The following is a 22,432-nucleotide window of genomic DNA, read 5'->3' on the forward strand; positions in this document are numbered from 1 at the left end:
TCGGCCAATCCCCGGTGTTCCCGAACGTCAACAGAAGCTCACTTCCCCTTTGATATCTGATTAGCCGCCCGGAGTGCTCCATGCCTGATTACCGCTCGAAAACATCCACCCATGGCCGCAACATGGCCGGTGCCCGCGCATTGTGGCGCGCCACGGGGATGAAGGATGACGACTTCAAGAAGCCGATCATCGCCATTGCCAACTCCTTCACCCAATTTGTACCCGGCCACGTGCACCTCAAGGACCTGGGTCAACTGGTTGCCCGGGAAATCGAACGCGCTGGCGGCGTTGCCAAGGAATTCAACACCATCGCCGTGGACGACGGCATCGCCATGGGCCATGACGGCATGCTCTATTCGCTGCCGAGTCGCGAGATCATCGCCGACTCCGTCGAATACATGGTCAATGCCCACTGTGCCGACGCCATCGTGTGCATCTCCAACTGCGACAAGATCACCCCTGGCATGCTCATGGCCGCCCTGCGCCTGAACATCCCGGTGATCTTCGTTTCCGGCGGGCCGATGGAAGCGGGCAAGACCAAGCTTGCCAGCCATGGTCTCGACCTGGTGGATGCCATGGTGATTGCCGCCGACTCCAGCGCTTCTGACGAGAAAGTCGCCGAGTACGAGCGTAGCGCCTGCCCGACCTGCGGTTCGTGCTCCGGCATGTTCACCGCCAACTCGATGAACTGCCTGACCGAAGCCTTGGGCCTGGCCCTGCCAGGCAACGGTTCCACCCTGGCCACCCACAGCGACCGCGAACAGCTGTTCCTGCAGGCCGGCCGGACCATCGTCGAACTGTGCAAGCGCTACTATGGCGAGAACGACGAGTCGGTGTTGCCACGCAATATCGCCAACTTCAAGGCATTCGAAAACGCCATGACCCTGGACATCGCCATGGGCGGTTCCACCAACACCATCCTGCATTTGCTGGCCGCCGCCCAGGAAGCCGAAATCGATTTCGACCTGCGCGACATCGACCGCCTGTCCCGTCACGTGCCGCAACTGTGCAAGGTCGCGCCGAACATCCAGAAGTACCACATGGAAGACGTGCACCGTGCTGGCGGGATCTTCAGCATCCTCGGCTCCCTGGCCCGTGGTGGCTTGTTGCACACCGATCTGCCGACCGTACACAGCAAGACCATGGCCGAGGGCATCGCCAAGTGGGACATCACCCAGACCACTGACGAAGCCGTGCATCATTTCTTCAAGGCCGGCCCAGCGGGCATTCCGACGCAAACCGCGTTCAGCCAGTCGACCCGTTGGGAAACCCTGGACGACGACCGTGAAAACGGCTGTATTCGCAGCGTCGAGCACGCGTACTCCAAGGAAGGCGGCCTGGCCGTGCTCTACGGCAACATCGCCCTGGACGGCTGCGTGGTGAAAACCGCCGGCGTCGATGAGTCGATCCATGTGTTCGAAGGCAACGCCAAGATTTTCGAAAGCCAGGACAGCGCGGTGCGCGGGATCCTCGCCGACGAAGTGAAGGCCGGCGATATCGTGATCATCCGCTACGAAGGCCCGAAAGGCGGTCCGGGCATGCAGGAAATGCTCTACCCCACCTCCTACCTGAAGTCCAAGGGCCTGGGCAAAGCCTGCGCCTTGCTGACCGATGGCCGGTTCTCCGGCGGTACCTCGGGCCTGTCCATTGGCCACGCTTCGCCGGAGGCTGCTGCTGGCGGTGCCATCGGCCTGGTGCGGGACGGCGACAAGGTGCTGATCGACATTCCGAACCGCTCGATCAACCTGTTGGTCAGCGACGAAGAATTGGCCGGACGTCGCGCTGAACAGGACAAGAAAGGCTGGAAGCCAGTGGAAGTGCGTCCGCGCAAAGTCACCACGGCGCTCAAGGCCTACGCCCTGCTCGCCACCAGCGCCGACAAGGGCGCGGTGCGGAACAAGGCGATGCTCGACGGCCTGTAAACGCGATAACCGCCCATAAAAAAAGCCCCGCCAAGTGCGGGGCATTTTTTTGCGATGAACGCAAATCCTGAGAACACCGACAACCGAATGTGGGAGCGAGCTTGCTCGCGATGGCGGTGTGTCAGCCAACAAGGATGCTACTGATCCGACGCCATCGCGAGCAAGCTCGCTCCCACAGGGGATGGGTCTTACTGGATATCTTCCGGCTTGACGATCACCCAGTTCTTGTCCGCCGTGACCGGCAGTCCTTCCTTGGCCTGGGCCGCGGCGTGCTTGGCCATCATGCCGTTAATCTGGGTCATGTATTTGTCCTTGCGGTTGACCCACAGGTGGATGCCGCCCTTGGCCACGTCCACATCGTGGAACAGCATGTAGCCATCGCTGCTCGGCGTGTCGCCGGCCACGAGCACCGGTTTTTTCCATTCATCGATATAGGTCAGGATCGCCGCGTGCTTACCGGCCATCCAGGTCGCCGGGGTCCACAGGTAAGGTGTGTATTCCAGGCCGAGGTTGGCCTTCTCGTCATACTTACCCGCGGTGATCTGCTTGCGGGCGGTGGTCAGTTCGCCGGTCTTGCGGTCCTTCAGCAGCGTGGTCACGCCAATCACGTTCTGCGGCTTGAGGTTGTAGCCGTACTTCGGATCGGACGCGACCATGCGCACCAGCTCTTCCGACGCTGCGGTCATGACATAGACCTCGATGCCGTTTTCCATCAGCTTGTTGTACAGCTCGGCCTGACCGGTGAAGACTTTCGGCGGGTTGACGTTGTACTGGACCACCTTGTCGCCATCGTAATAGGTGGTCGGCACCGGCTTGCCGGAAGCCATCAGCTCATCGACGTAGCCCTTGAGTTCCTTGAGGGTAAAACCGGAGAACACCTGGGCGACCCACGGGTAGCAGACCATGTCGTCCACTTCACACAGACGGTAGTAATAACTGAACAAGCTTTCCTTGTGATCGGCGGTGTCCTTGAACGGCATCAGCTTCAAGGAAGGATCCAGGGTTTCACGGGTGATGAGGCCCTTGTTCTCCATGAACGGCAACAGCGACTCTTCAAGGTCGTAGCGGTAACTGGTGTTGTCCATGTCGAACACCGCGTAGTTACCTTTGTTGGCGTTGGCCGCGATCATCGCGTCCAGTGCCTTGGCCTGTTCGGCGGGCCAGTGTTTGAGATCAGTGGCAAATGCCTGACCGACGAGGCCCAGGCCCAAGGCAACAGCGAGAAGGTGAGGTACGAGCTTCATCGGCATTTCTCCCAGGTTCAAAGAACCCGACGCTAACAAATGCGTGTGACAGTCCTCGCCTGTGGGCGACCGCTTACATCGTGATAGCGCCAGCGGCGTATCCGTAAACGCCATTGCCTTATTCCATAAACGACAATCTACATGCTTTTTTAGTATTAATTCATTAGTTATCAGGCTGTTAGGCTCCGCGGTTCGCAGTCGCGGCTTCAGGCGACTGGCACAAGTCTGATGGAGCTCTTTTGATGAACCTGCCGCTGATCCTCAATCTGCTGGTATTCCTCGCCTTGCTGTTTGGCCTGGCGAAAACCCGTCACAGTACCTGGAGCCTGGCCAAGAAAGTGCTGTTGGCACTGGTGCTGGGCGTGGTGTTCGGCATTGCCCTGCACACGATTTATGGCGCCGGCCACCCGGTGCTCAAAGCTTCGATCGGTTGGTTCGACCTGGTGGGCAACGGTTACGTGCAGTTGCTGCAAATGATCGTGATCCCGCTGGTCTTCGCCTCGATCCTCAGCGCCGTGGCCCGCCTGCACAACGCTTCGTCCTTGGGCAAGATCAGCTTCCTGACCATCGGCACGCTGCTGTTCACCACCGCCATTGCCGCCCTGATCGGTATCGGCCTGACCAACCTGTTCGGCCTCACCGCCGAAGGCCTGGTGGCCGGCACTCAAGAAATGGCGCGCCTGCAGGTGATCCAGAGCGACTACGCCGGCAAGGTCGCCGACCTGAACATCCCGCAACTGCTGCTCTCGTTCATTCCACAGAACCCCTTTGCCGACCTGGCCCGGGCCAAGCCGACTTCGATCATCAGCGTGGTGATTTTCGCCGCGTTCCTCGGTGTCGCGGCGTTGCAGTTGCTCAAGGATGACGTGGAGAAAGGTCAGAAAGTGATCAACGCCATCGACACCCTGCAAAGCTGGGTGACGCGCCTGGTACGCCTGGTGATGAAACTGACCCCGTACGGCGTGCTGGCACTGATGACCAAAGTGGTGGCCGGTTCCAATCTGCAGGACATCATCAAGCTCGGCAGTTTCGTCGTGGTGTCGTACCTGGGACTGGGCCTGATGTTCGTGGTCCACGGCCTGTTGGTGTCAGCCGCCGGAATCAACCCGTTGCGCTTCTTCCGCAAAATTTGGCCGGTGCTGACCTTCGCCTTCACCAGCCGCTCCAGCGCGGCAACCATCCCGCTGAGTATCGAGGCCCAGACCAGCCGCCTTGGCATTCCGCGTTCCATTGCCAGCTTCAGCGCCTCGTTCGGCGCCACCATCGGCCAGAACGGTTGCGCCGGGCTCTATCCGGCCATGTTGGCCGTCATGGTTGCGCCGACGGTGGGCATCAACCCGTTGGATCCAGTATGGATCGCGACACTCGTGGCGATTGTGACCCTGAGCTCGGCCGGTGTGGCCGGGGTCGGTGGAGGCGCGACATTTGCCGCACTGATCGTACTGCCGGCCATGGGCTTGCCGGTCTCGCTGGTGGCGTTGCTGATTTCCGTCGAACCACTGATCGACATGGGCCGCACGGCGTTGAACGTCAGCGGTTCGATCACCGCCGGGGCGATTACCAGCCAGGTGATGCAACAGACCGACAAGGCATTGCTGGATGCCGAGGGGCATGGGGCGTTGGTGCAGGCTTGATGGGTGGCACCTGATCGATCGCTATCGCGAGCTTGCTCGCGATGCTTTTAAAGCTTTTCCCACACCTCAAAGCTGTAGGCAGGCTTGTCCCCTTCAGCCGGGTTCGGTTGGTTCGAAACCAACTTCCACTGGCTCGAATCAAATTCCGGAAACCAAGCATCCCCCTCAGGGCTCAAGGCCACGCGAGTCAGGTACAGCCGATCCGCCTGGGCCAGCGCCTGGGCGTACAGCTGCGCACCGCCGATCAACATCAGCTCAGCGACGCCCTGCGCCAAGGCCCAGGCCTCGGCCCGCTCGACCGCTGCCTCCAGGGTGGAAAAAACCTCCGCGCCCTCCAGCACCAGCCCCGGCTGACGGCTGACCACGATGTTCAGGCGCCCCGGCAGCGGTCGGCCGAGGGAATCCCAGGTCTTGCGCCCCATGATGATCGGCTTGCCCAAGGTGGTGGCCTTGAAATATTTGAAATCCCCCGGCAGGTGCCAGGGCATGCTGTTGTCGACGCCGATCACGCGGTTTTCACCGAGGGCTGCGATCAGGCTTAAGGGGAGAGTTTTTTTCATGGCGGCGAGGATACCAGAGGCTTGGCGCCTGGCAACGTACCCCGACGGGCGCTACAGCGGTTATGCTCACCCCTCATTCGAGCGACGGGAGCGCCCGTGACTGAACTGCAGAACCTCTGGTTGACCGAGACGGTCCGCCTGCGTGAAGAACACGCCGGCCCGCTCGAAGACCAGGAAGCCAATCGCCTGGCCCGAGCGGCAGGCGGCGATTTATCCACCCGTATCCGCCACCGCGCCCGCTGGCTGGCCGAGCGCGATGGTCTCACCGACGCCCTGCGCCATTGGTTGCAAGGGGCGCGCCTGGCGCTGATCGTGCTGGCGGTGCTCGCCATCATCAGCGGCGCCGGCCTCGGGTTCGCCGCGCTCGGCGATGGGCAAACACCGGTCAATGTGTTCTGGGCCCTGGGCAGTCTTCTGGGGCTGAACCTGATCCTGCTCGTCGGTTGGGTCCTGGGGCTGATATTCGCGGGCGAGCACGGTGCCGCGCTGGGGCGCCTGTGGCTGTGGCTCAGCGAAAAACTCGCCCGCGATGCCAAGGCCGCCCAACTGGCGCCGGCCCTGTTGCTGTTGCTGCAACGGCACAAGCTCAATCGCTGGGCCCTCGGTGCGCTGGTCAATGGTTTGTGGCTGCTGGCGATGTTCAGCGCGCTGGTCATCGTGCTGATACTGATGGCGACCCGGCGCTATGGCTTTGTCTGGGAAACGACAATCCTCGGTAGCGAGACCTTCGTCGCCATGACCCGAGGCCTCGGCGCGCTGCCTGCCCTGTTGGGCTTCAGCGTGCCGACCGTGGAGATGATCCGCGCCAGCGGCGACGGCGCCCTGGCCATCGAGAGCGCCCGCCAGGCCTGGGCCGCCTGGCTGGTCGGCGTGCTGCTGGTCTATGGTGTGCTGCCGCGCCTGGGCCTGGCGCTGCTGTGCCTGTGGCGCTGGCGGCGCGGCCGGGCCTCGTTGCGCCTGGACTTGAACCTGCCGGGCTACGCCCAACTGCGCGAACGCCTGATGCCCAGCAGCGAACGCCTGGGCGTCAACGATTCCGCACCCGCGCAGCTGCATCAGATCGAAAGTGCAGTCAGTGCGCAGGAAAGCGACGGAGCCTTGCTGGTGGCGATCGAACTGGACGAGCGGCCCTGGCCACCGAAACTGCCAGACACCGTGAAAAATGCCGGCATCCTCGACAGTCGCGAATCCCGCCACCGGCTCCTCGAACAACTGTCGCGCTTTCCCCCGGCGCGACTGGCGATTGCCTGCGACCCACGCCGCTCACCGGATCGCGGCAGCCTGGCGTTGATCGCCGAGCTGGCCCGCAACGCCAGCGCCACCCGCGTCTGGTTATTGCAGGCCCCGCCCGGCGAAGCCCTGGACGCCGAACGCCTGGGCGACTGGCACAACGCGCTGCAGCAGTTGCAGCTACCCTTCGCCGACTGCATGCCCTTGAACTGGCTGGAGACCGGCCATGACTGAACCCATGAAGCCGTTGAAGCTGGCCGTGGTCGGCCATACCAACGTTGGCAAGACCTCCCTGCTGCGGACGCTGACCCGAGACGTCGGCTTCGGCGAGGTGTCCCACCGCCCGAGCACCACCCGGCACGTCGAGGGCGCACGCTTGTCAGTGGACGGCGAAGCGTTGCTGGAACTGTACGACACGCCGGGCCTGGAGGACGCCATCGCCCTGCTCGATTACCTCGAGCGCCTGGAGCGTCCCGGTGAACGCCTGGATGGCCCGGCGCGCCTGGCCCGGTTCCTCGAGGGCAGCGAGGCGCGGCAACGCTTCGAGCAGGAAGCCAAGGTGCTGCGGCAGCTGCTCGCCAGCGACGCCGGACTCTATGTGATCGATGCCCGGGAACCGGTCTTGGCCAAATACCGTGATGAACTGGAAGTCCTCGCCAGTTGTGGCAAACCGCTGCTGCCGGTGTTGAATTTCGTCAGCAGCGCCCACCATCGCGAGCCCGACTGGCGTGAAGCCCTGGCTCGACTGGGACTGCACGCCCTGGTGCGCTTTGACAGCGTCGCTCCGCCCGAAGACGGCGAACGACGTCTGTATGAAAGCCTCGCGCTGTTGCTGGAAAGCGCCCGCGGGCAACTGGAACGACTGGTCGCCGATCAACAGGCCCAGCGCCTTGCCCGTCAGCGAAGCGCGGCGCGATTGATCGCCGAATTGCTGATCGACTGCGCCGCCTGCCGACGCAGCGTGGCCAGCGATGCCGAACTGGAGCGCCAGGCCATCGCTGAGCTGCGCAACGCAGTACGTCAACGCGAACAGCGCTGTGTCGAGGCCCTGCTCAAGCTCTACGCCTTCCGCCCCCAGGACGCTGCCGCCAGCGATCTGCCGTTGCTGGACGGGCGCTGGGGCGATGACCTGTTCAACCCCGAAACCCTCAAGCAACTGGGCGTACGCGTGGGCGGAGGGATCGCGGCGGGCGCGGCGGCCGGCGCCGGGGTGGACTTGCTGGTGGGCGGCCTGACCCTCGGTGCCGCCGCCCTGGCCGGGGCCATTGTCGGCGGCACCCTGCAAACCGCGCGCAGCTATGGCAACCGGCTGATGGGCAAACTCAAGGGCCAGCGGGAACTGACGGTGGACGACAGCGTGCTGCGCCTGCTGGCCCTGCGCCAACGACAACTGCTGCAAGCCCTCAACGAGCGCGGTCACGCGGCGATGGACAGCATCCGCATCGCCACGCCCCAGGACAAGACCTGGCGCGAAGGCAAGTTGCCCGACGCCTTGAGCAAGGCCCGGGCGTATCCGCAATGGTCGTCGCTGAACCCTCAGGCACGGTTGAGCCAGGCAGAGCGGCAGGAGCGGATCGAGCAGTTGGCCGAGGAGCTCTAGACACCTCCTGCCTGAACCGAGAATAGGGTGGACACAGTTTGTGGCGAGGGGATTTATCCCCGCTGGGCTGCGCAGCAGCCCCAAAACCTGACACCTCGCTTTCTCAAGTCAATAGCGTTCAACCATTTTGGGGGCGCTTCGCACCCCAACGGGGATAAATCCCCTCACCACAAGAGCCGCGGCGCCCGCTCAGGGTCAATCGCCGATCAATGCCTTGAGCGCCAAAGCCGCTTCAGGCAGTTCCAGTTCGCTGAACACCTTCACGCCATGGCGCTTGAGCAGGGCTGCCGTCACGCCTTCGCCACCGACTTTCACGCCACTGAACGTCCCGTCATAGGTCAGCAGATTGCCGCACGACGGGCTGTTGGCCTTGAGCACGGCGATCCGGATACCGTGTTCACGCACCAACGCCAGCGCTTGATAGGCACCTGACAAAAACTGCGCACTGACATCTTCACCGTCGGTAGTGATCACTGCTGCGTGGCCATCGAGCACTTGCCCACCCTGCCCGCCGGGAATCTCCGCCGCCGCCCGGGGCGTGGGCAGGCCGCCGGCGACTTCCGGGCACAGCGCCACGACCCGGCCTTCGTCGAGCCAGTGCCGGAGCTGATCGAACGACCCGCTGGCACCGCCGTCGTAGCGCACGCGGTGCCCGAGCAGGCAGCGACTGACCAGGACCTTTTCCATCCTCAGAACAACTCGTTGCCGCGGCGCCGGAACCACCCCGTCAAGGACAGGCGATCCCGCGTGGCGGGCAGGACTTCATGGGGAATTTCCCCCGACAGGAACACCACCAGGCAGCCGCCGGTGGGCACCACGTCATGTTCCGCGCCGTCGTCCAGGTACATGCGCAACTGGCCGCCATGTTCCGGCAACCAGGCGTCGTTAAGATAGAGTACCGCCGACACCATCCGTCGGTCGTCATCGCGGAAGCGGTCGACATGCTTGAGGTAGAACGCACCGGGCGGGTACAGGGCGAAGTGGCTTTCGAAATCCTCCAGGCCCAGGAAAAGCCCGCGATTCATCGCCTCCCGCAGGCTGTCCATCAACCCCAGGTAACGGTCGCAGGCTGACGCCTGGCCGGGTTCGATCCATTGGATGCGATCACCCCGAATGCCTTCGCGAATCTCCGAGAACGGCCCGCGCCCGACCGCCGCCGGGGCCAGTTCGCCTTCAGCGGCACGCTGGCGGCACTCGGCCGCCAGGGCGCGGGTCAGCGCATCCGGCAGGAAGATGTTCTGCTGCGACCAGCCGCGCTCGGCCAGGTCGTCCACGATACGTAACAGCAGCGGGTGATCAGAAGATATTGGCATGGCGCGCATAGTATTCCTGTGCCTGCAAAACCGACAGCGATGCCCGGCAGGTTTTTAAGGCCAGATAACCTCGCCGTAGGAACTTGATACGAATTCTCGACAAGTTCCCACACCCCACGGAGAATAGTCGGCTGCTGACAGGAGTCCCTATGCGTCGTTTGCTTTTCTCACTGTTGATGTTCTGCGTATTGCCTGCCTGGGCAGACAGCTACGACCAGTTGTACAAGGTCGCCGGCTGGCCGGAACAGCGGGCGCATTTCAATGACGCCTTGAGCGCCACGCAACAGCGTTACCAGAACAGCCTGCCACCAGCGGTGTTCCAGGCGTTGGTGAACAATAGCAATCAACGTTTCGCCCCCCAGGCCATGGACCAGCGGGCCGAGGCGCAAATGCGCAAGAACCTGCGTGACCCTCAGCCGGCCCTGGCGTTTTTTCAATCGCCTTTGGGGCGCAAAGTCGTGGCGGCCGAACTGCTGGCGACCCGCCGCGATCAATTGGCGAAAAACGCCAAGGGCCTGCCGAAGATGCAAGCCAGCGACAACCGCCTGTTGACCATCGGTCACCTGGCCAAGGCCCTGCCCGCCCGCGAGGCTGGCGCCGAGGTCAGTCTGGCGATCGCCGGCGTGGCGGCCGACAGCCTGAGTTCGATGATCCCCGGCCTGCTGGGTGGCGGCCAGGCCCAGGGCATGCTCAATGGCCAGCGCCAGCGGCTGATGGAGCAGATCGGCGCGGACCTGAACAACACGTTGCTGTACGTCTACCGCGACCTGTCGGATACCGAGCTGGAAGAATTCGCCACCTTCGCCGAATCGGCCGAGGGCCAGGCTTATTACCAGGCGGCTTTGGCGGCGATTCGGGCGGGGTTGGCGGTGGGGCAGACGCTCGGGCAGTAGTTCCCTCAGCGTCCAAGGCACCGCTATCGCGAGCAAGCTCGCTCCCACAGGGGGTTGAGTGAACTCAGGTTTCACTAGCGTCAAAGGTCCTGTGTGGGAGCGAGCTAGCTCGCGATAGCGATCACAAAGTCACCGCCGAAACCGGCTCATCCGCTTGCTCAGAAACCCAAACATCTCCTGCCGCATCGCCAAGGCCTCATTGGCCAGATGATGCCGGCCCTCCGGCAGCATCAACACTTGGGGCCGGTCGAACTTGCTGCGCAACACTTGCAGATTGTGTACCCAGTCCACCGTCATGTCCGCCTGCCCTTGCACGATCAATGGCTGGCGTGGGCTGCTCGGGGCGGCTTCGATGCGTTTGATCCATTGCCCCAAAGCCCCCACCCACGCGGTGGGCAGGCGCAGCGGTTGCAGCGGGTCGGCCTGCAGGAAGGGCAGGAACTGCGGGTCGGTGGAGTTCTCGCTGAAGCGCCGGGCGATGCCGGTCACGAAAGGTTTGAGCAGGTAGTAACTCAGGCGCGACCAACCCCAGGCCCGCGGTCGCACCAGCGGCGACAACAGGATCACCTGGCCCTGGGCCGGGCTAGTGGCGCCGTGGTTGAGCACATGATCCACCACGATGGCCCCGCCGGTGCTTTGCCCACACAGATGCCAGGGTTGCGGCAGGTCCAGTGTCCCGGCCTCGGCCAACAGGCCCTGCAACGTGGCCTGGTACTCGGCGAAATCGCCAATGCTGGCCCGCTCGCCGCTGGACAGGCCATGGCCCGGCAGGTCACAGGCAATCACTGCGAACTTCTGCGTCAGGGCCCACTCGATCAAGTGTCGATACAGGCCCATGTGATCGTAGTAACCGTGGAACACAAACAACGTCGCCACGGCTTTTTCCGGCCACCAGACCTGGGCAACCACCTCATACCCGGCGATCTCGAAACGCCCCAGTCCCTTGCGCAACGGGTATTGGGGGAAATCCAGCCCATAAAAGCGCTGATAAGCCTGTGCTTGCTCCGAGAGGGGCTGCCACTGGGCCAGGGGCTGCAGGCTGGCACGCAGGTGATCGGGGTCGAAAGTGGCAGGCATCAAGATTCCCAGGCAGAAGCGCATCGCGCGAAACAGACTTTATAAGCCTGCGATATTCATCTGTCGCGGCAGGCATGGCAAGCTAGCCGGCCTCAGAGGATCGACTTCATGCGCCCGTCCCACCGCACGACCTTGCTTGCCAGCCTGCTTGTCCTCGCGTGCGCCGCCGTGTTGTGGTTCGCCTATGACTGGTTCCAGGGACGTTTTCTGCGCACATTCAGCCAACACACGGCGGTGTTTTCCGGCGACCCACTGAGCCTGCCTGCCGACCTGGCCGGCCCTGGTGCGATCCGCCTGGTGCATTTCTGGGACCCGGCCTGCCCGTGCAACGTCGGCAATCAGCAACACCTGGCCGAGCTGGTCGATAAATACGGACCACAAGGCGTCGAGTTCTATGCGGTACAAAAGACCGGTAGCCAAGGGCAGTTACCGACCACGTTAAGCGATCTCAAAGCCCTCTCGGCACTCCCCGGTTCAAGCCAGATTCCCGCCAGCCCCGCCGTGGCGATCTGGGACCGCAGCGGCAAATTGGCGTATTTCGGCCCCTACAGCGAAGGCCTGACCTGCAATTCGAGCAACAGCTTCATCGAGCCGATTCTCGAGGCGTTGAGCGTTGGCCGGGCGGTGGATGCGACTCATACGCTGGCGGTGGGTTGTTATTGTCCGTGGGGCGAGGACACATCTGCCAAAGAATAAGGAATCCCTCCGAGGGCGATGCGCAACAAAGCAGTGGCATGCTAAACAGGGAATCAACAGCGAGACCATGGGACCGCTGTCATCAGAATAAGGAATCACCATGAAACGCACCCTCATCGCCTTCCTGTCACTGGTCGTCACCGCCATCATCGTCGCGGGCGGCTACCTCTACAGCAAGCAGCCCACCCGCCAGGGCACGGTACAGCTGCAAGGGCTGCACGGGTCGGTGACCGTGCGCTACGACGAACGCGGTGTGCCGCATATCCGCGCCGAGAACGAAACCGACCTGTACCGCGCCCTCGGCTATGTCCATGCCCAGGACCGGTTGTTTCAAATGGAGATGATGCGTCGCCTCGCCCGGGGCGAGCTGGCCGAGGTACTGGGGCCGAAGCTGCTCGACACCGACAAACTGATGCGCAGCCTGCGTATCCGCGAGCGCGCCGCGACCTATGTCACCGAACAAGACCCACAGTCGCCGGCCTGGATCGCGATGCAGGCCTACCTGGATGGCATCAACGCCTACCAGGACAGCCATACCCGGCCGGTGGAGTTCGATGTGCTGGGCATTCCCAAGCGCCCTTTCACCGCCGAAGACACCGTGAGCATTACCGGCTACATGGCCTACAGCTTCGCCGCGGCCTTTCGTACCGAACCCCTGCTGACCTACGTGCGTGATCAGGTGGGCGCCAACTACCTGGACATCTTCGACCTCGACTGGCAGCCCCAGGGCGTGTTGGTCGATGGTCCCAAGCGCGGTCTGCCATTGGTCGCAGCCGACTGGAAAGACCTCAACGCCCTCGCCCGCCTGAGCGAACAGGCCCTGGGGGAAAACGGCCTGCCGCAGTTCGAGGGCAGTAACGCCTGGGCGGTTTCCGGCAACCGCACCCACAGTGGCAAACCTTTACTGGCAGGCGACCCGCACATCCGTTTTTCCACGCCATCGGTGTGGTACGAGGCGCACCTGTCCGCGCCGGGTTTCGAACTCTACGGGCACTACCAGGCATTGATGCCGTTTGCGACGCTGGGCATGAACAAGGATTTCGGCTGGAGCATCACGATGTTCCAGAACGACGACCTGGACCTGGTCGCCGAGAAGGTCAACCCGGACAATCCCGAGCAGGTCTGGTATCGCGGCCAATGGGTAGACATGACCCGCAGCGAACAGCAGATCGCGGTCAAGGGCCAGGCGCCGGTGACGCTGGTGCTGCGTCAGTCGCCCCACGGCCCGATCGTCAACGATGCCCTCGGTGCGAACGCCGGCAAGACGCCGATCGCCATGTGGTGGGGTTTCCTGGAAAGTCGCAACCCGATCCTCGAGGCCTTCTACCAGCTCAACCGCGCCGATACCCTGGCCAAGGCCCGTGGTGCCTCGGCCAAGATCCATGCACCAGGGCTGAACGTCGTATGGGCCAACGCCAAGGGCGATATCGGTTGGTGGGCCGCCGCGCAATTGCCCAAGCGACCGGCCGGCGTGAAGCCCAGGTTCATCCTCGATGGCAGCAGCCCGGAGTCGGAAAAGGAAAGTTTCTATCCGTTCAGCAGCAATCCCCAGGAAGAGAACCCGGCGCGGGGCTACATCCTCTCGGCCAACTTCCAGCCGGTGCCGGCCAGCGGCATCGAGATACCGGGCTACTACAACCTCGCCGACCGCGGCCAACAACTCAATCTCCAGCTCAGCGACAAGCAAGCGAAATGGGACCTCCAAACCACCCAGAAGCTGCAACTGGGCACGGCCACCGCCTACGGCCCGCGCCTGCTCGCGCCGTTGTTGCCGGTGTTGCGCGAAGTGGTCAGCGACCCGCAGGAACGCAAGTGGGTGGAGCAACTGGGCCAATGGCAGGGCGATTACCCGCTGGACTCCATCAGTGCCACGCTATTCAACCAGTTCCTGTTCAACCTGGCCGACGCCGCCCTGCACGATGAATTGGGCGATGGGTTCTTCGACACCGCGCTGTCGACCCGGGTGATCGACGCGGCCCTGCCACGCCTGGCGGCCTCGAAGGATTCACCGTGGTGGGATGACCGCACGACGCTGGGCGTGGAAACCCGTGCCGACACGGTGAACGTCGCCTGGAAGAAAAGCCTGGCGCACCTGCGAGCCACCTTGGGTGACGATGCCACGCAATGGCAATGGGGCAAGACTCACACCCTGACCCATGGTCATCCGCTGGGCCAGCAAAAGCCGCTGGACCGGATCTTCAACGTCGGCCCGTTTGCGGCCCCCGGCACCCATGAAGTGCCCAACAATCTCTCGGCCAGAATCGGTCCGGCTCCCTGGCCGGTGACTTATGGTCCTTCCACCCGACGCATCATCGACTTCGCCGATCCAGCCCACAGCGTCACCATCAATCCGGTCGGCCAGAGCGGCGTACTGTTCGACAAGCATTACGAGGATCAGGCCGAGGCGTACATCGAGGGGGTCTATTACCAGGCGCACCTGGCCGAGGAAGAAGTGGTGGCCAATACCCGCGCGACCCTGAAACTGTTACCGGCGAGGAGCTCGCCCTGATTCTGACGGGTGTAATTTTTCATCACCAACGGGCTCAATCGTCATTGATGGTCAAGACTACAAGGGTTCAACACCCCGTCCCCCCTCACAGGAGTCAATGCAATGTTCAATAACTGGTCCGAACTGCTTCCCACCATCAAAAGTGCCTTTGGTGCCCTGGGCAAGAGCAACCCGAAGATGGTCAAGGCCTACATGGCCCTGGATGAAGCCGCGGCTGAAAACGACGTGCTCGATGCCAAGACCCGTGAACTGATTTCCATCGCCGTGGCCATCACCACCCGTTGCGACGGCTGCATCGGCGTGCACACCGACGCGGCCATCAAGGCCGGCGCCACCCGTGAAGAAATCGCCGCCACTCTCGCCACGGCGGTGTCATTGAATGCCGGCGCGGCGTACATCTATTCCCTGCGAGCCCTGGAGGCCCATGACGCATTGAAGAAGTGAGCGGCGATAACTGAACCGCTATCGCGAGCAAGCTCGCTCCCACAATGGGGTCTGCGTTCGACTGCAGATTTGTAGCCGCCCCAAAAAACTGTGGGAGCGAGCTTGCTCGCGATGACGGACTGACATTCAACATCTTCGTCGACTGTCACACCGCTATCGCGAGCAAGCTCGCTCCCACAATAGGATCTGCGTTCGACTGCAGATTTGTAGCCGCCCCAAAAAACTGTGGGAGCGAGCTTGCTCGCGATGACGGACTGACATTCAACATTTTCGCCGACTGTCCCGCCGCTATCGCGAGCAAGCTCGCTCCCACAGGTAGAGCCGCTTCGGGTTAGACCGGTGCGGTCTCGGCCCGGCGTATTTCCGGTTGCTTCCAGGAGTCCGCGGCGCTTTCTTCGATGGCTTGCTGGATCGCCCGCTTGCGGTTTTCTTCGGCGCGGCGGCTGAAGTACCAGACCAGGAAGGTCACCAGCGACACGGCCAGCAGGATCAGGCTCGCCACGGCGTTGATCTCCGGCTTCACGCCCAGTCGCACCGCCGAGAACACTTCCATCGGCAAGGTCGTCGAGCCAGGGCCGGAGACGAAGCTCGCCAGCACCAGGTCGTCCAGGGACAACGCGAACGACATCATGCCCCCCGCCGCCAGCGATGGCGCGATCATCGGGATGGTGATCAGGAAGAACACCTTCCACGGCCGCGCACCGAGGTCCATGGCCGCCTCTTCGATGGACAGGTCCAGCTCACGCAAGCGCGCCGAGACCACCACCGCCACATAAGCCGCGCAGAACGTGGTGTGGGCGATCCAGATCGTGACGATGCCACGCTCCTGGGGCCAGCCGATCATCTGCGCCATGGCCACGAACAGCAGCAACAGCGACAGGCCAGTGATCACTTCCGGCATCACCAGCGGCGCGGTGACCAGGCCGCCAAACAGCGTGCGCCCCTTGAAGTGGGTGATGCGGGTCAGCACGAAGGCCGCCAGCGTACCCAAGGCTACCGCAGCGACCGCCGTGTAGCAGGCGATCTCCAGCGAGCGCAGCACCGACCCCATCAGCTGAGTGTTGTCCAGCAGGCCGACGTACCACTTGATCGACCAGCCGCCCCACACCGTCACCAGTTTCGAGGCGTTGAACGAGAAGATCACCAGGATCAGCATCGGTGCGTAGATGAACAGCAAACCCAGCACCAGCATCAGGCTTGAAAAACTGAAGCGCTTCATTCCTTGCCCTCCATTTCTTTGGCCTGACTGCGGTTGAACAGGATGATGGGCACAATCAGGATCGCCAGCATCACCACCGCCAGGGCGGATGCCACCGGCCAGTCACGGTTGTTGAAGAATTCCTGCCACAGCACTTTACCGATCATCAGGGTTTCCGGGCCGCCCAGCAGTTCCGGGATCACGAACTCGCCGACCACGGGGATGAACACCAGCATTGCGCCTGCGACGATGCCGTTCTTGGACAGCGGCACGGTGATTTTCCAGAAACTGTTGAACGTACTCGAACCCAGGTCGGATGCGGCTTCCAGCAGGCTGGCGTCATGCTTCACCAGGTTGGCGTACAGCGGCAGGATCATGAACGGCAGGTAGGAGTAAACGACCCCGATATACACCGCCAGGTTAGTGTTGAGGATCTGCAGCGGTTCGCTGATCCAGCCCATGCTCAGCAAAAAGCCGTTGAGCAGGCCGTTGTTGCTGAGGATGCCCATCCACGCGTAGACGCGGATCAGGATCGCGGTCCAGGTCGGCATCATGATCAGCAGCACCAGCACCGTCTGCAGCTCTTTGCGGGCGTTGGCGATGCCGTAGGCCATCGGATAGCCGATGAGCAGGCACAGCACCGTGCTGATCAGCGCCATCTTCAGCGAGCCGAGGTAGGCGGCGATGTACAGCTCGTCCTCACTCAGCATCGCGTAGTTGGCGAGGTTGAGCAGTACTTGCAGCTTCTGGTCGACGTAGCTGTAGATCTCGGTGTACGGCGGAATGGCCACATCGGCTTCAGCGAAACTGATCTTCAGGACGATGAAGAACGGCAGCATGAAGAACAGGAACAGCCAGATGAAGGGCACCCCGATGACCAATTGACGGCCACCGGGCGTTATTCGGTCGAGTCGGCGTTTGAATTTGCGCATGTTCATGAGCGAAGTACCACGCCGCTGTCGTCTTCCCACCAGACGAACACCTGGTCGCCCCAAGTCGGGCGCTGGCCACGGCGTTCGGCGTTGGCGACGAAGGACTGCACCACCTTGCCGCTTGGCAACTCGACGTAGAACACCGAGTGGCCGCCCAGGTAGGCGATGTCATGGACCTTGCCGCTGGACCAGTTGTTATCGCAAGTCGGCTGCTCGGCGGTGACCAGCAGTTTTTCCGGGCGAATGGCGTAGGTCACGGACTTGTCCTGCACCGAGGTGCTGATGCCGTGGCCCACGTAGATGTTGCGGTCCAGGTCCTTGCAGGTCAGCACGGCGTGGCCTTCGGCGTCCTCCACCACCTCGGTCTCGAAGATGTTGACGTTGCCGATGAACTCGCAGACCAGCCGGCTGGTCGGGGTTTCGTAAATGTCGATCGGGCTGCCGATCTGGGCGATCCAGCCCAGGTGCATGATCGCGATACGTTCGGCCATGGTCATGGCCTCTTCCTGGTCGTGGGTCACCATGACGCAGGTCACCCCGACCCGCTCGATGATCTCGACCAGCTCCAGCTGCATTTGCGAACGCAGCTTCTTGTCCAGGGCACCCATCGGTTCGTCGAGCAGCAACAGCTTTGGCCGCTTGGCCAGGGAACGGGCCAGGGCCACGCGCTGGCGCTGGCCACCGGAGAGCTGGTGCGGCTTGCGCTTGGCGTACTGGCTCATCTGCACCAGCTTGAGCATTTCCGCCACACGGGCGTCGACCTCGGCTTTCGGGATCTTGTCCTGTTGCAGGCCGAAGGCGATGTTCTGCGCCACGGTCATGTGGGGGAACAAGGCGTAGGACTGGAACATCATGTTGATCGGCCGCTCATACGGCGGCATGTCGGTGATGTCCACACCGTCGAGGAAAATCCGCCCCTCGGTGGGCCGCTCGAAACCGGCCAGCATGCGCAGCAAGGTGGATTTGCCCGATCCCGAACCGCCGAGCAAGGCGAAGATCTCGCCTTTCTTGATTTCCAGGGACACATCGTCCACGGCAATCGTCTCGTCGAACTTCTTCGTGACCCGGTCGATTTTGACCAGCACCTGTTTGGGTGTCTGGTCGCCCTCGAGGGCTTTCTTATAGGCGCCGGAGGCAACTGCCATTTACGAAACTCCCACAGAATTTGCAGTTCGCCCTACGCGGACGAACAAGAGTGTTGAGATTATTTACCCGACTTGACCTTGGTCCAGCTGCGGGTCATGAGTCGTTGGATCTTGGGCGGCAACTCGGAGTTGACGTAAAGCTTGTCGACGACCGCTTGCGGTGGGTAAACCGCTTCGTCGGTACGTACTTTCTGGTCCATCAGTTCGCCAGCCTTCGGGTTCGGGTTGGCATAACCGACGACGTCGCTGACCTGGGCGATCACCTCAGGCTTGAGTACATAGTTGATGAACGCGTGAGCTTGCTTGACGTTGGTGGCGTCGCGCGGGATCGCCAGCATGTCGAACCAGAGGTTGCCGCCTTCCTTGGGGATCACGTAGGCGATGTCGACGCCTTTGCCGGCTTCGCTGGCACGCGCACGGGCCTGGAAGATGTCGCCGGAGAAACCGGCGGCCACGCAGATCTCGCCATTGGCCAGATCGGAGATGTATTTGGAGGAATTGAAATAGGTCACGTAAGGCCGGATCTTGAGGAGCTGGGCCTCGGCCTTCTTATAGTCTTCAGGGTTTTCGCTGTTGGGGTTCAGCCCCAGGTAATTGAGCATCGCCGGGATCATCTCGTCGCCCGAGTCGAGGAACGACACACCACAGCTGGAGAGTTTCTTGATGTTTTCCGGTTCGAACAGCATGGCCCAGGAATCGATCTTCTCGACGCCCAGGACCGCCTTGATCTTCTCGACGTTATAACCGATGCCGTTGGTGCCCCACAGGTAAGGCACGGCGTACTGGTTGCCCGGGTCGTTCTTTTCCAGGCGCTTGAGCAGCGCAGGGTCGAGGTTGGCGTAGTTGGGCAATTGCGACTTGTCGAGCTTCTGGAATGCCCCGGCCTTGATCTGCTTGCCCAGGAAGTGGTTGGACGGCACGACCACGTCGTAGCCGGTACGCCCGGCCAGCAGCTTGCCTTCCAGTGTTTCGTTGGAATCGAATACGTCGTACACCGGCTTGATGCCCGTGGCTTTTTCGAAGTCCGCCAGGGTGGTCTCGCCGATGTAGTCCGACCAGTTATAAATATGCACGGTGGAGGCAGCCTGGACACTGACGGCGAGCGTCAGGCCGGCACCCACCAGCAAGGCGTTGCGTAACAAAGAAAAGACTGGCACGTGGAGGTCCTCTTAAATAGTTGGGCCCAAGTTGCCCCCGTTACCTGGCCACAATGGGCCCTGCAACAAAACCGGCGCGCAACTTACCCTCGATAAACCGATCCAGCAAAACTTTTAATTATTTAATTGCTCCTGTTGCCGCCGCCGCGATGACAGCGACAACAGGAAGGCACTTCAGGCCGGCTTACTTACCGGATTTGATCTTGGTCCAGCTGCGAGTCAGGATCCGCTGGGTTGCCGACGGCAGGTCGGCGATGGCGTACAGCTTGGCCTTCACTTCGTCCGATGGATAAATGCTCGGGTCACCGGAGATTTCCTTGTCCACCAATGCGGTGGCGGCCTTGTTGCCGTTAGGGAAACGCACGTTGTCGGTGATCTCCGCCATGATCTCCGGCTGCATGATGAAGTTCATCCATTTATAAGCGGCCTCGACATTTTCGGCATCCTTGGGAATGGCGACCATGTCATAGAACGAACCGGCACCTTCCTTGGGAATGGTGTAGGCCACTTTCACTTTGCCGCCAGCCTCGGCAGCACGGCTCTTGGATTGCTCGATATCACCCGAGTAGCCCACGGCGACGCAGATGTTGCCGTTGGCCAGGTCGGAAATGTATTTGGAAGAGTGGAAGTAACCGATCGATGGACGCAACTTGAGGAACAGTGCTTCGGCCTCGGCCAGTTGCTTCTTGTCCTGGCTGTCGGTCGGGTAGCCAAGGTAATGCAGGGCCACCGGAATCATTTCGGTTGGCGAATCGAGGAAGCTCACGCCGCAGCTCTTGAGCTTGGCGATGTTCTCAGGCTTGAGCAGGGTGTCCCAGGAATCGATCTTGTCGACGCCCAATGCGGCCTTGACCTTCTCGGGGTTGTAACCGATGCCGATGGTGCCCCACATGTAAGGGAAGGCGTGTTTGTTGCCCTGGTCGCTGGCATCGCCGACAGCCTTGAGCAGATCGGTGTCCAGGTTCTTCCAGTTCGGCAGCTTGGACTTGTCCAGTTCCCGGTAGACCCCGGCCTTGATCTGCTTGGCCAGGAAGTTGTTCGACGGCACTACGATGTCATAGCCGGACTTGCCGGCCAGCAACTTGGCTTCCAGGGTTTCGTTGCTGTCGAACACGTCGTAGACGACTTTGATCCCCGTTTCTTTCTCGAACTTGGCGACGGTGTCCGGCGCAATGTAGTCGGACCAGTTATAGACGTGCAGCACTTTATCGTCCGCCTGGACGGCGCCCGCCATCACGCCCATCAGGGACATGGCGAGGAGGGTCTTGCCAGCTATCTTCATACCTAATGCCTTCATGGATTGATGCTCCAGTTATTCTTTTTAGCCACGTTCAGTAGCCGGCTCGCGGGCAACTTGAACAGCCGGTAGTCTGGCAAGTTACAGGGCAGGCTTTCAACACAAGCCCAGCCTTTTGTTGGCACTGGGCGAGGCCCTTGCAGGTACCTCGTCCAGAGCCTAGCACTTAGCCTTGCAACGCACTGAGGGTCAGGTCCAGGCACTGACGCGCCTTGGTCACCAATTCATCGATCTCGGCCTTGCTGATCACCAGCGGCGGCGCAATGATCATGGTGTCACCCACCGCGCGCATGATCAGCCCGTTATCGAAGCAGAACTGCCGGCAGATCATGCCCACGCCCTTGCCTTCGTAGCGTTTGCGCGTGGCCTTGTCCTGGACCAGTTCGATTGCCCCCAGCAAACCGACACCGCGCACTTCACCCACCAGCGGATGATCGTTCAGTTCCCGCAGACGCTGTTGCAAATAGGGTGCCGTTTCGCCGTGGACGCGCTCGATGATCTTCTCGTCGCGCAGGATACGGATGTTTTCCAGGGCCACCGCAGCAGCCACCGGGTGGCCGGAGTAGGTAAAGCCGTGGTTGAAATCACCGCCCTCATTGAGCACCGCGACCACGTCGTCGCGCACAATCAGGCCACCCATGGGGATGTAGCCGGAAGTCAGGCCCTTGGCGATGGTCATCATGTGCGGTTTCAACCCGTAATGGTCGGTACCGAACCACTCACCGGTGCGGCCGAAGCCACAGATCACTTCGTCGGCCACGAACAGAATGTCGTACTTGGCGAGGATTTCCTTCATGCGCGGCCAGTAGCTGTCCGGCGGCACGATCACCCCGCCCGCCCCCTGGATCGGCTCGGCGATGAAAGCACCGACGTTGTCCACGCCGATCTCCAGGATTTTCTCTTCCAGCTGGTTGGCCGCCCATACGCCGAACTCTTCGGGGCTCATGTCGCCGCCTTCGCCGAACCAGTAAGGCTGGGCGATGTGGACAATGCCCGGGATCGGCAGGTCACCCTGTTCGTGCATGTAAGTCATGCCGCCCAGGCTCGCGCCGGCCACGGTCGAACCGTGATAACCGTTCTTGCGGCTGATGATGACTTTCTTGTTCGGCTGGCCCTTGATCGCCCAATAGTGGCGGACCATGCGCAACATGGTGTCGTTGCCCTCGGAGCCGGAACCGGTGAAGAACACATGGTTCATGCCTTCAGGGGCGATATCGGCGATGGCTTTGGACAGTTCCAGTACCGGCGGGTGGGCCGTCTGGAAGAACAGGTTGTAATAGGGCAGTTCGCGCATCTGTTGACTGGCCGCATCGGCCAGCTCATCGCGGCCGTAGCCGACCGCCACGCACCAGAGGCCGGCCATGCCGTCGAGGATCTTGTTGCCTTCGCTGTCCCACAGGTAGACACCCTTGGCGTGGGTGATGATGCGCGGGCCTTTCTCTTTGAGCTGTTTGAAGTCGCTGAACGGCGCCAGGTGATGATCGTTGCTCAGGGCTTGCCATTCACGGGTTTTCGGGTTGTTGCGGGTCATGCGAATTCTCCTTTATATCGGTGGAGGCGACGCTGTCCGGAGCAGCGTCG

General features: G+C 62.0%; 19 protein-coding genes. 8 read left to right on the forward strand and 11 right to left on the reverse strand.

The genetic code is table 11. The features are described 5' to 3' along the window. Positions 1-80: 80 nt before the first annotated feature. Positions 81-1,922, forward strand: coding sequence for a dihydroxy-acid dehydratase (gene ilvD, locus LOY70_RS28280; RefSeq protein WP_265031913.1), 1,842 nt, complete (start codon positions 81-83; stop codon positions 1,920-1,922). A 188-nt stretch (positions 1,923-2,110) separates the two neighbouring features. On the opposite strand, the gene LOY70_RS28285 is transcribed toward ilvD, so the two are convergent. Next, positions 2,111-3,166: a haloacid dehalogenase-like hydrolase gene (locus LOY70_RS28285; protein ID WP_265031914.1), complete on the reverse strand. Its 1,056-nt coding sequence runs from the start codon at positions 3,164-3,166 to the stop codon at positions 2,111-2,113. Between the two features lie 242 nt (positions 3,167-3,408). Here LOY70_RS28285 and LOY70_RS28290 point away from each other — a divergent pair, with 242 nt between their 5' ends. After that, positions 3,409-4,800 (forward strand): L-cystine transporter, encoded by a 1,392-nt coding sequence (locus LOY70_RS28290; protein WP_265031916.1) that lies wholly within the window; start codon positions 3,409-3,411, stop codon positions 4,798-4,800. 47 nt (positions 4,801-4,847) lie between these two features. Here the strand turns inward: LOY70_RS28290 and LOY70_RS28295 are convergent, their stop codons facing one another. Continuing rightward, positions 4,848-5,360, reverse strand: a complete 513-nt coding sequence (locus LOY70_RS28295) for a dihydrofolate reductase (protein ID WP_265031917.1) — start codon at positions 5,358-5,360, stop codon at positions 4,848-4,850. A gap of 96 nt (positions 5,361-5,456) precedes the next feature. Here LOY70_RS28295 and LOY70_RS28300 point away from each other — a divergent pair, with 96 nt between their 5' ends. Both LOY70_RS28300 and LOY70_RS28305 read left to right on the forward strand, forming a co-directional pair. Continuing rightward, positions 5,457-6,824, forward strand: a complete 1,368-nt coding sequence (locus tag LOY70_RS28300; RefSeq protein WP_265031918.1) for a DUF2868 domain-containing protein — start codon at positions 5,457-5,459, stop codon at positions 6,822-6,824. After that, positions 6,817-8,190 carry a GTPase/DUF3482 domain-containing protein gene (locus LOY70_RS28305; protein ID WP_265031920.1) on the forward strand — a complete coding sequence of 458 codons (1,374 nt, stop codon included), beginning with the start codon at positions 6,817-6,819 and terminating at the stop codon, positions 8,188-8,190. The genes LOY70_RS28300 and LOY70_RS28305 overlap by 8 nt, the downstream gene beginning before the upstream one ends. Before the next feature lie 195 nt (positions 8,191-8,385). Here the strand turns inward: LOY70_RS28305 and LOY70_RS28310 are convergent, their stop codons facing one another. Further along, complete coding sequence (locus tag LOY70_RS28310; RefSeq protein WP_265031921.1) at positions 8,386-8,877, reverse strand: DUF523 domain-containing protein; 492 nt, start codon at positions 8,875-8,877, stop codon at positions 8,386-8,388. Between the two features lie 2 nt (positions 8,878-8,879). After that, positions 8,880-9,512, reverse strand: a complete 633-nt coding sequence (locus LOY70_RS28315) for a 2OG-Fe(II) oxygenase (protein WP_265031922.1) — start codon at positions 9,510-9,512, stop codon at positions 8,880-8,882. A gap of 140 nt (positions 9,513-9,652) precedes the next feature. Here LOY70_RS28315 and LOY70_RS28320 point away from each other — a divergent pair, with 140 nt between their 5' ends. Beyond that, complete coding sequence (locus LOY70_RS28320) at positions 9,653-10,396, forward strand: DUF2059 domain-containing protein (RefSeq protein ID WP_265031923.1); 744 nt, start codon at positions 9,653-9,655, stop codon at positions 10,394-10,396. 129 nt (positions 10,397-10,525) lie between these two features. Here the strand turns inward: LOY70_RS28320 and LOY70_RS28325 are convergent, their stop codons facing one another. Then, a complete protein-coding gene (locus LOY70_RS28325) occupies positions 10,526-11,473 on the reverse strand; it encodes an alpha/beta hydrolase (RefSeq protein ID WP_265031924.1) in 948 nt (315 codons plus the stop codon). Positions 11,474-11,581: 108 nt separating this feature from the next. Here LOY70_RS28325 and LOY70_RS28330 point away from each other — a divergent pair, with 108 nt between their 5' ends. From LOY70_RS28330 to LOY70_RS28340, 3 genes are all read left to right on the forward strand, one after another. Then, positions 11,582-12,169: a DUF6436 domain-containing protein gene (locus LOY70_RS28330; protein WP_265031925.1), complete on the forward strand. Its 588-nt coding sequence runs from the start codon at positions 11,582-11,584 to the stop codon at positions 12,167-12,169. Between the two features lie 100 nt (positions 12,170-12,269). Beyond that, a complete protein-coding gene (locus LOY70_RS28335; protein ID WP_265031927.1) occupies positions 12,270-14,678 on the forward strand; it encodes a penicillin acylase family protein in 2,409 nt (802 codons plus the stop codon). A 102-nt stretch (positions 14,679-14,780) separates the two neighbouring features. Beyond that, positions 14,781-15,122 (forward strand): carboxymuconolactone decarboxylase family protein, encoded by a 342-nt coding sequence (locus tag LOY70_RS28340; protein ID WP_003206631.1) that lies wholly within the window; start codon positions 14,781-14,783, stop codon positions 15,120-15,122. Positions 15,123-15,453: 331 nt separating this feature from the next. Here the strand turns inward: LOY70_RS28340 and LOY70_RS28345 are convergent, their stop codons facing one another. From LOY70_RS28345 to LOY70_RS28370, 6 genes are all read right to left on the reverse strand, one after another. Continuing rightward, positions 15,454-16,341 carry an ABC transporter permease subunit gene (locus tag LOY70_RS28345; RefSeq protein WP_265031930.1) on the reverse strand — a complete coding sequence of 296 codons (888 nt, stop codon included), beginning with the start codon at positions 16,339-16,341 and terminating at the stop codon, positions 15,454-15,456. Continuing rightward, positions 16,338-17,258, reverse strand: a complete 921-nt coding sequence (locus tag LOY70_RS28350; protein WP_265031931.1) for an ABC transporter permease subunit — start codon at positions 17,256-17,258, stop codon at positions 16,338-16,340. Before LOY70_RS28350 ends, LOY70_RS28345 begins: the two co-directional genes overlap by 4 nt. Beyond that, the gene (locus tag LOY70_RS28355) at positions 17,255-18,397 is read right to left on the reverse strand and encodes an ABC transporter ATP-binding protein (RefSeq protein ID WP_265031932.1); all 1,143 of its coding nucleotides are present in this window, start codon (positions 18,395-18,397) and stop codon (positions 17,255-17,257) included. Before LOY70_RS28355 ends, LOY70_RS28350 begins: the two co-directional genes overlap by 4 nt. A gap of 59 nt (positions 18,398-18,456) precedes the next feature. Continuing rightward, positions 18,457-19,554, reverse strand: a complete 1,098-nt coding sequence (locus LOY70_RS28360) for a polyamine ABC transporter substrate-binding protein (protein ID WP_123416214.1) — start codon at positions 19,552-19,554, stop codon at positions 18,457-18,459. Positions 19,555-19,738: 184 nt separating this feature from the next. Further along, positions 19,739-20,836, reverse strand: coding sequence for a polyamine ABC transporter substrate-binding protein (locus tag LOY70_RS28365; RefSeq protein WP_265038220.1), 1,098 nt, complete (start codon positions 20,834-20,836; stop codon positions 19,739-19,741). 181 nt (positions 20,837-21,017) lie between these two features. Further along, positions 21,018-22,382 carry an aspartate aminotransferase family protein gene (locus LOY70_RS28370; protein WP_123343618.1) on the reverse strand — a complete coding sequence of 455 codons (1,365 nt, stop codon included), beginning with the start codon at positions 22,380-22,382 and terminating at the stop codon, positions 21,018-21,020. Between the last annotated feature and the right edge of the window lie 50 nt (positions 22,383-22,432).

The sequence above is a fragment of the Pseudomonas sp. B21-054 genome, assembly GCF_026016345.1.
Taxonomy (GTDB): Bacteria; Pseudomonadota; Gammaproteobacteria; order Pseudomonadales; family Pseudomonadaceae; genus Aquipseudomonas.

Bases quoted from the DNA above. Each gene is read 5' to 3' on its own strand.
- ilvD (WP_265031913.1), top strand. From the start codon at position 81: ATGCCTGATTACCGCTCGAAAACATCCACCCATGGCCGCAACATGGCC.
- LOY70_RS28285 (WP_265031914.1), bottom strand. From the start codon at position 3,166: ATGAAGCTCGTACCTCACCTTCTCGCTGTTGCCTTGGGCCTGGGCCTC.
- LOY70_RS28290 (WP_265031916.1), top strand. From the start codon at position 3,409: ATGAACCTGCCGCTGATCCTCAATCTGCTGGTATTCCTCGCCTTGCTG.
- LOY70_RS28295 (WP_265031917.1), bottom strand. From the start codon at position 5,360: ATGAAAAAAACTCTCCCCTTAAGCCTGATCGCAGCCCTCGGTGAAAAC.
- LOY70_RS28305 (WP_265031920.1), top strand. From the start codon at position 6,817: ATGACTGAACCCATGAAGCCGTTGAAGCTGGCCGTGGTCGGCCATACC.
- LOY70_RS28310 (WP_265031921.1), bottom strand. From the start codon at position 8,877: ATGGAAAAGGTCCTGGTCAGTCGCTGCCTGCTCGGGCACCGCGTGCGC.
- LOY70_RS28315 (WP_265031922.1), bottom strand. From the start codon at position 9,512: ATGCGCGCCATGCCAATATCTTCTGATCACCCGCTGCTGTTACGTATC.
- LOY70_RS28320 (WP_265031923.1), top strand. From the start codon at position 9,653: ATGCGTCGTTTGCTTTTCTCACTGTTGATGTTCTGCGTATTGCCTGCC.
- LOY70_RS28325 (WP_265031924.1), bottom strand. From the start codon at position 11,473: ATGCCTGCCACTTTCGACCCCGATCACCTGCGTGCCAGCCTGCAGCCC.
- LOY70_RS28330 (WP_265031925.1), top strand. From the start codon at position 11,582: ATGCGCCCGTCCCACCGCACGACCTTGCTTGCCAGCCTGCTTGTCCTC.
- LOY70_RS28335 (WP_265031927.1), top strand. From the start codon at position 12,270: ATGAAACGCACCCTCATCGCCTTCCTGTCACTGGTCGTCACCGCCATC.
- LOY70_RS28340 (WP_003206631.1), top strand. From the start codon at position 14,781: ATGTTCAATAACTGGTCCGAACTGCTTCCCACCATCAAAAGTGCCTTT.
- LOY70_RS28345 (WP_265031930.1), bottom strand. From the start codon at position 16,341: ATGAAGCGCTTCAGTTTTTCAAGCCTGATGCTGGTGCTGGGTTTGCTG.
- LOY70_RS28350 (WP_265031931.1), bottom strand. From the start codon at position 17,258: ATGAACATGCGCAAATTCAAACGCCGACTCGACCGAATAACGCCCGGT.
- LOY70_RS28355 (WP_265031932.1), bottom strand. From the start codon at position 18,397: ATGGCAGTTGCCTCCGGCGCCTATAAGAAAGCCCTCGAGGGCGACCAG.
- LOY70_RS28365 (WP_265038220.1), bottom strand. From the start codon at position 20,836: ATGAAGATAGCTGGCAAGACCCTCCTCGCCATGTCCCTGATGGGCGTG.
- LOY70_RS28370 (WP_123343618.1), bottom strand. From the start codon at position 22,382: ATGACCCGCAACAACCCGAAAACCCGTGAATGGCAAGCCCTGAGCAAC.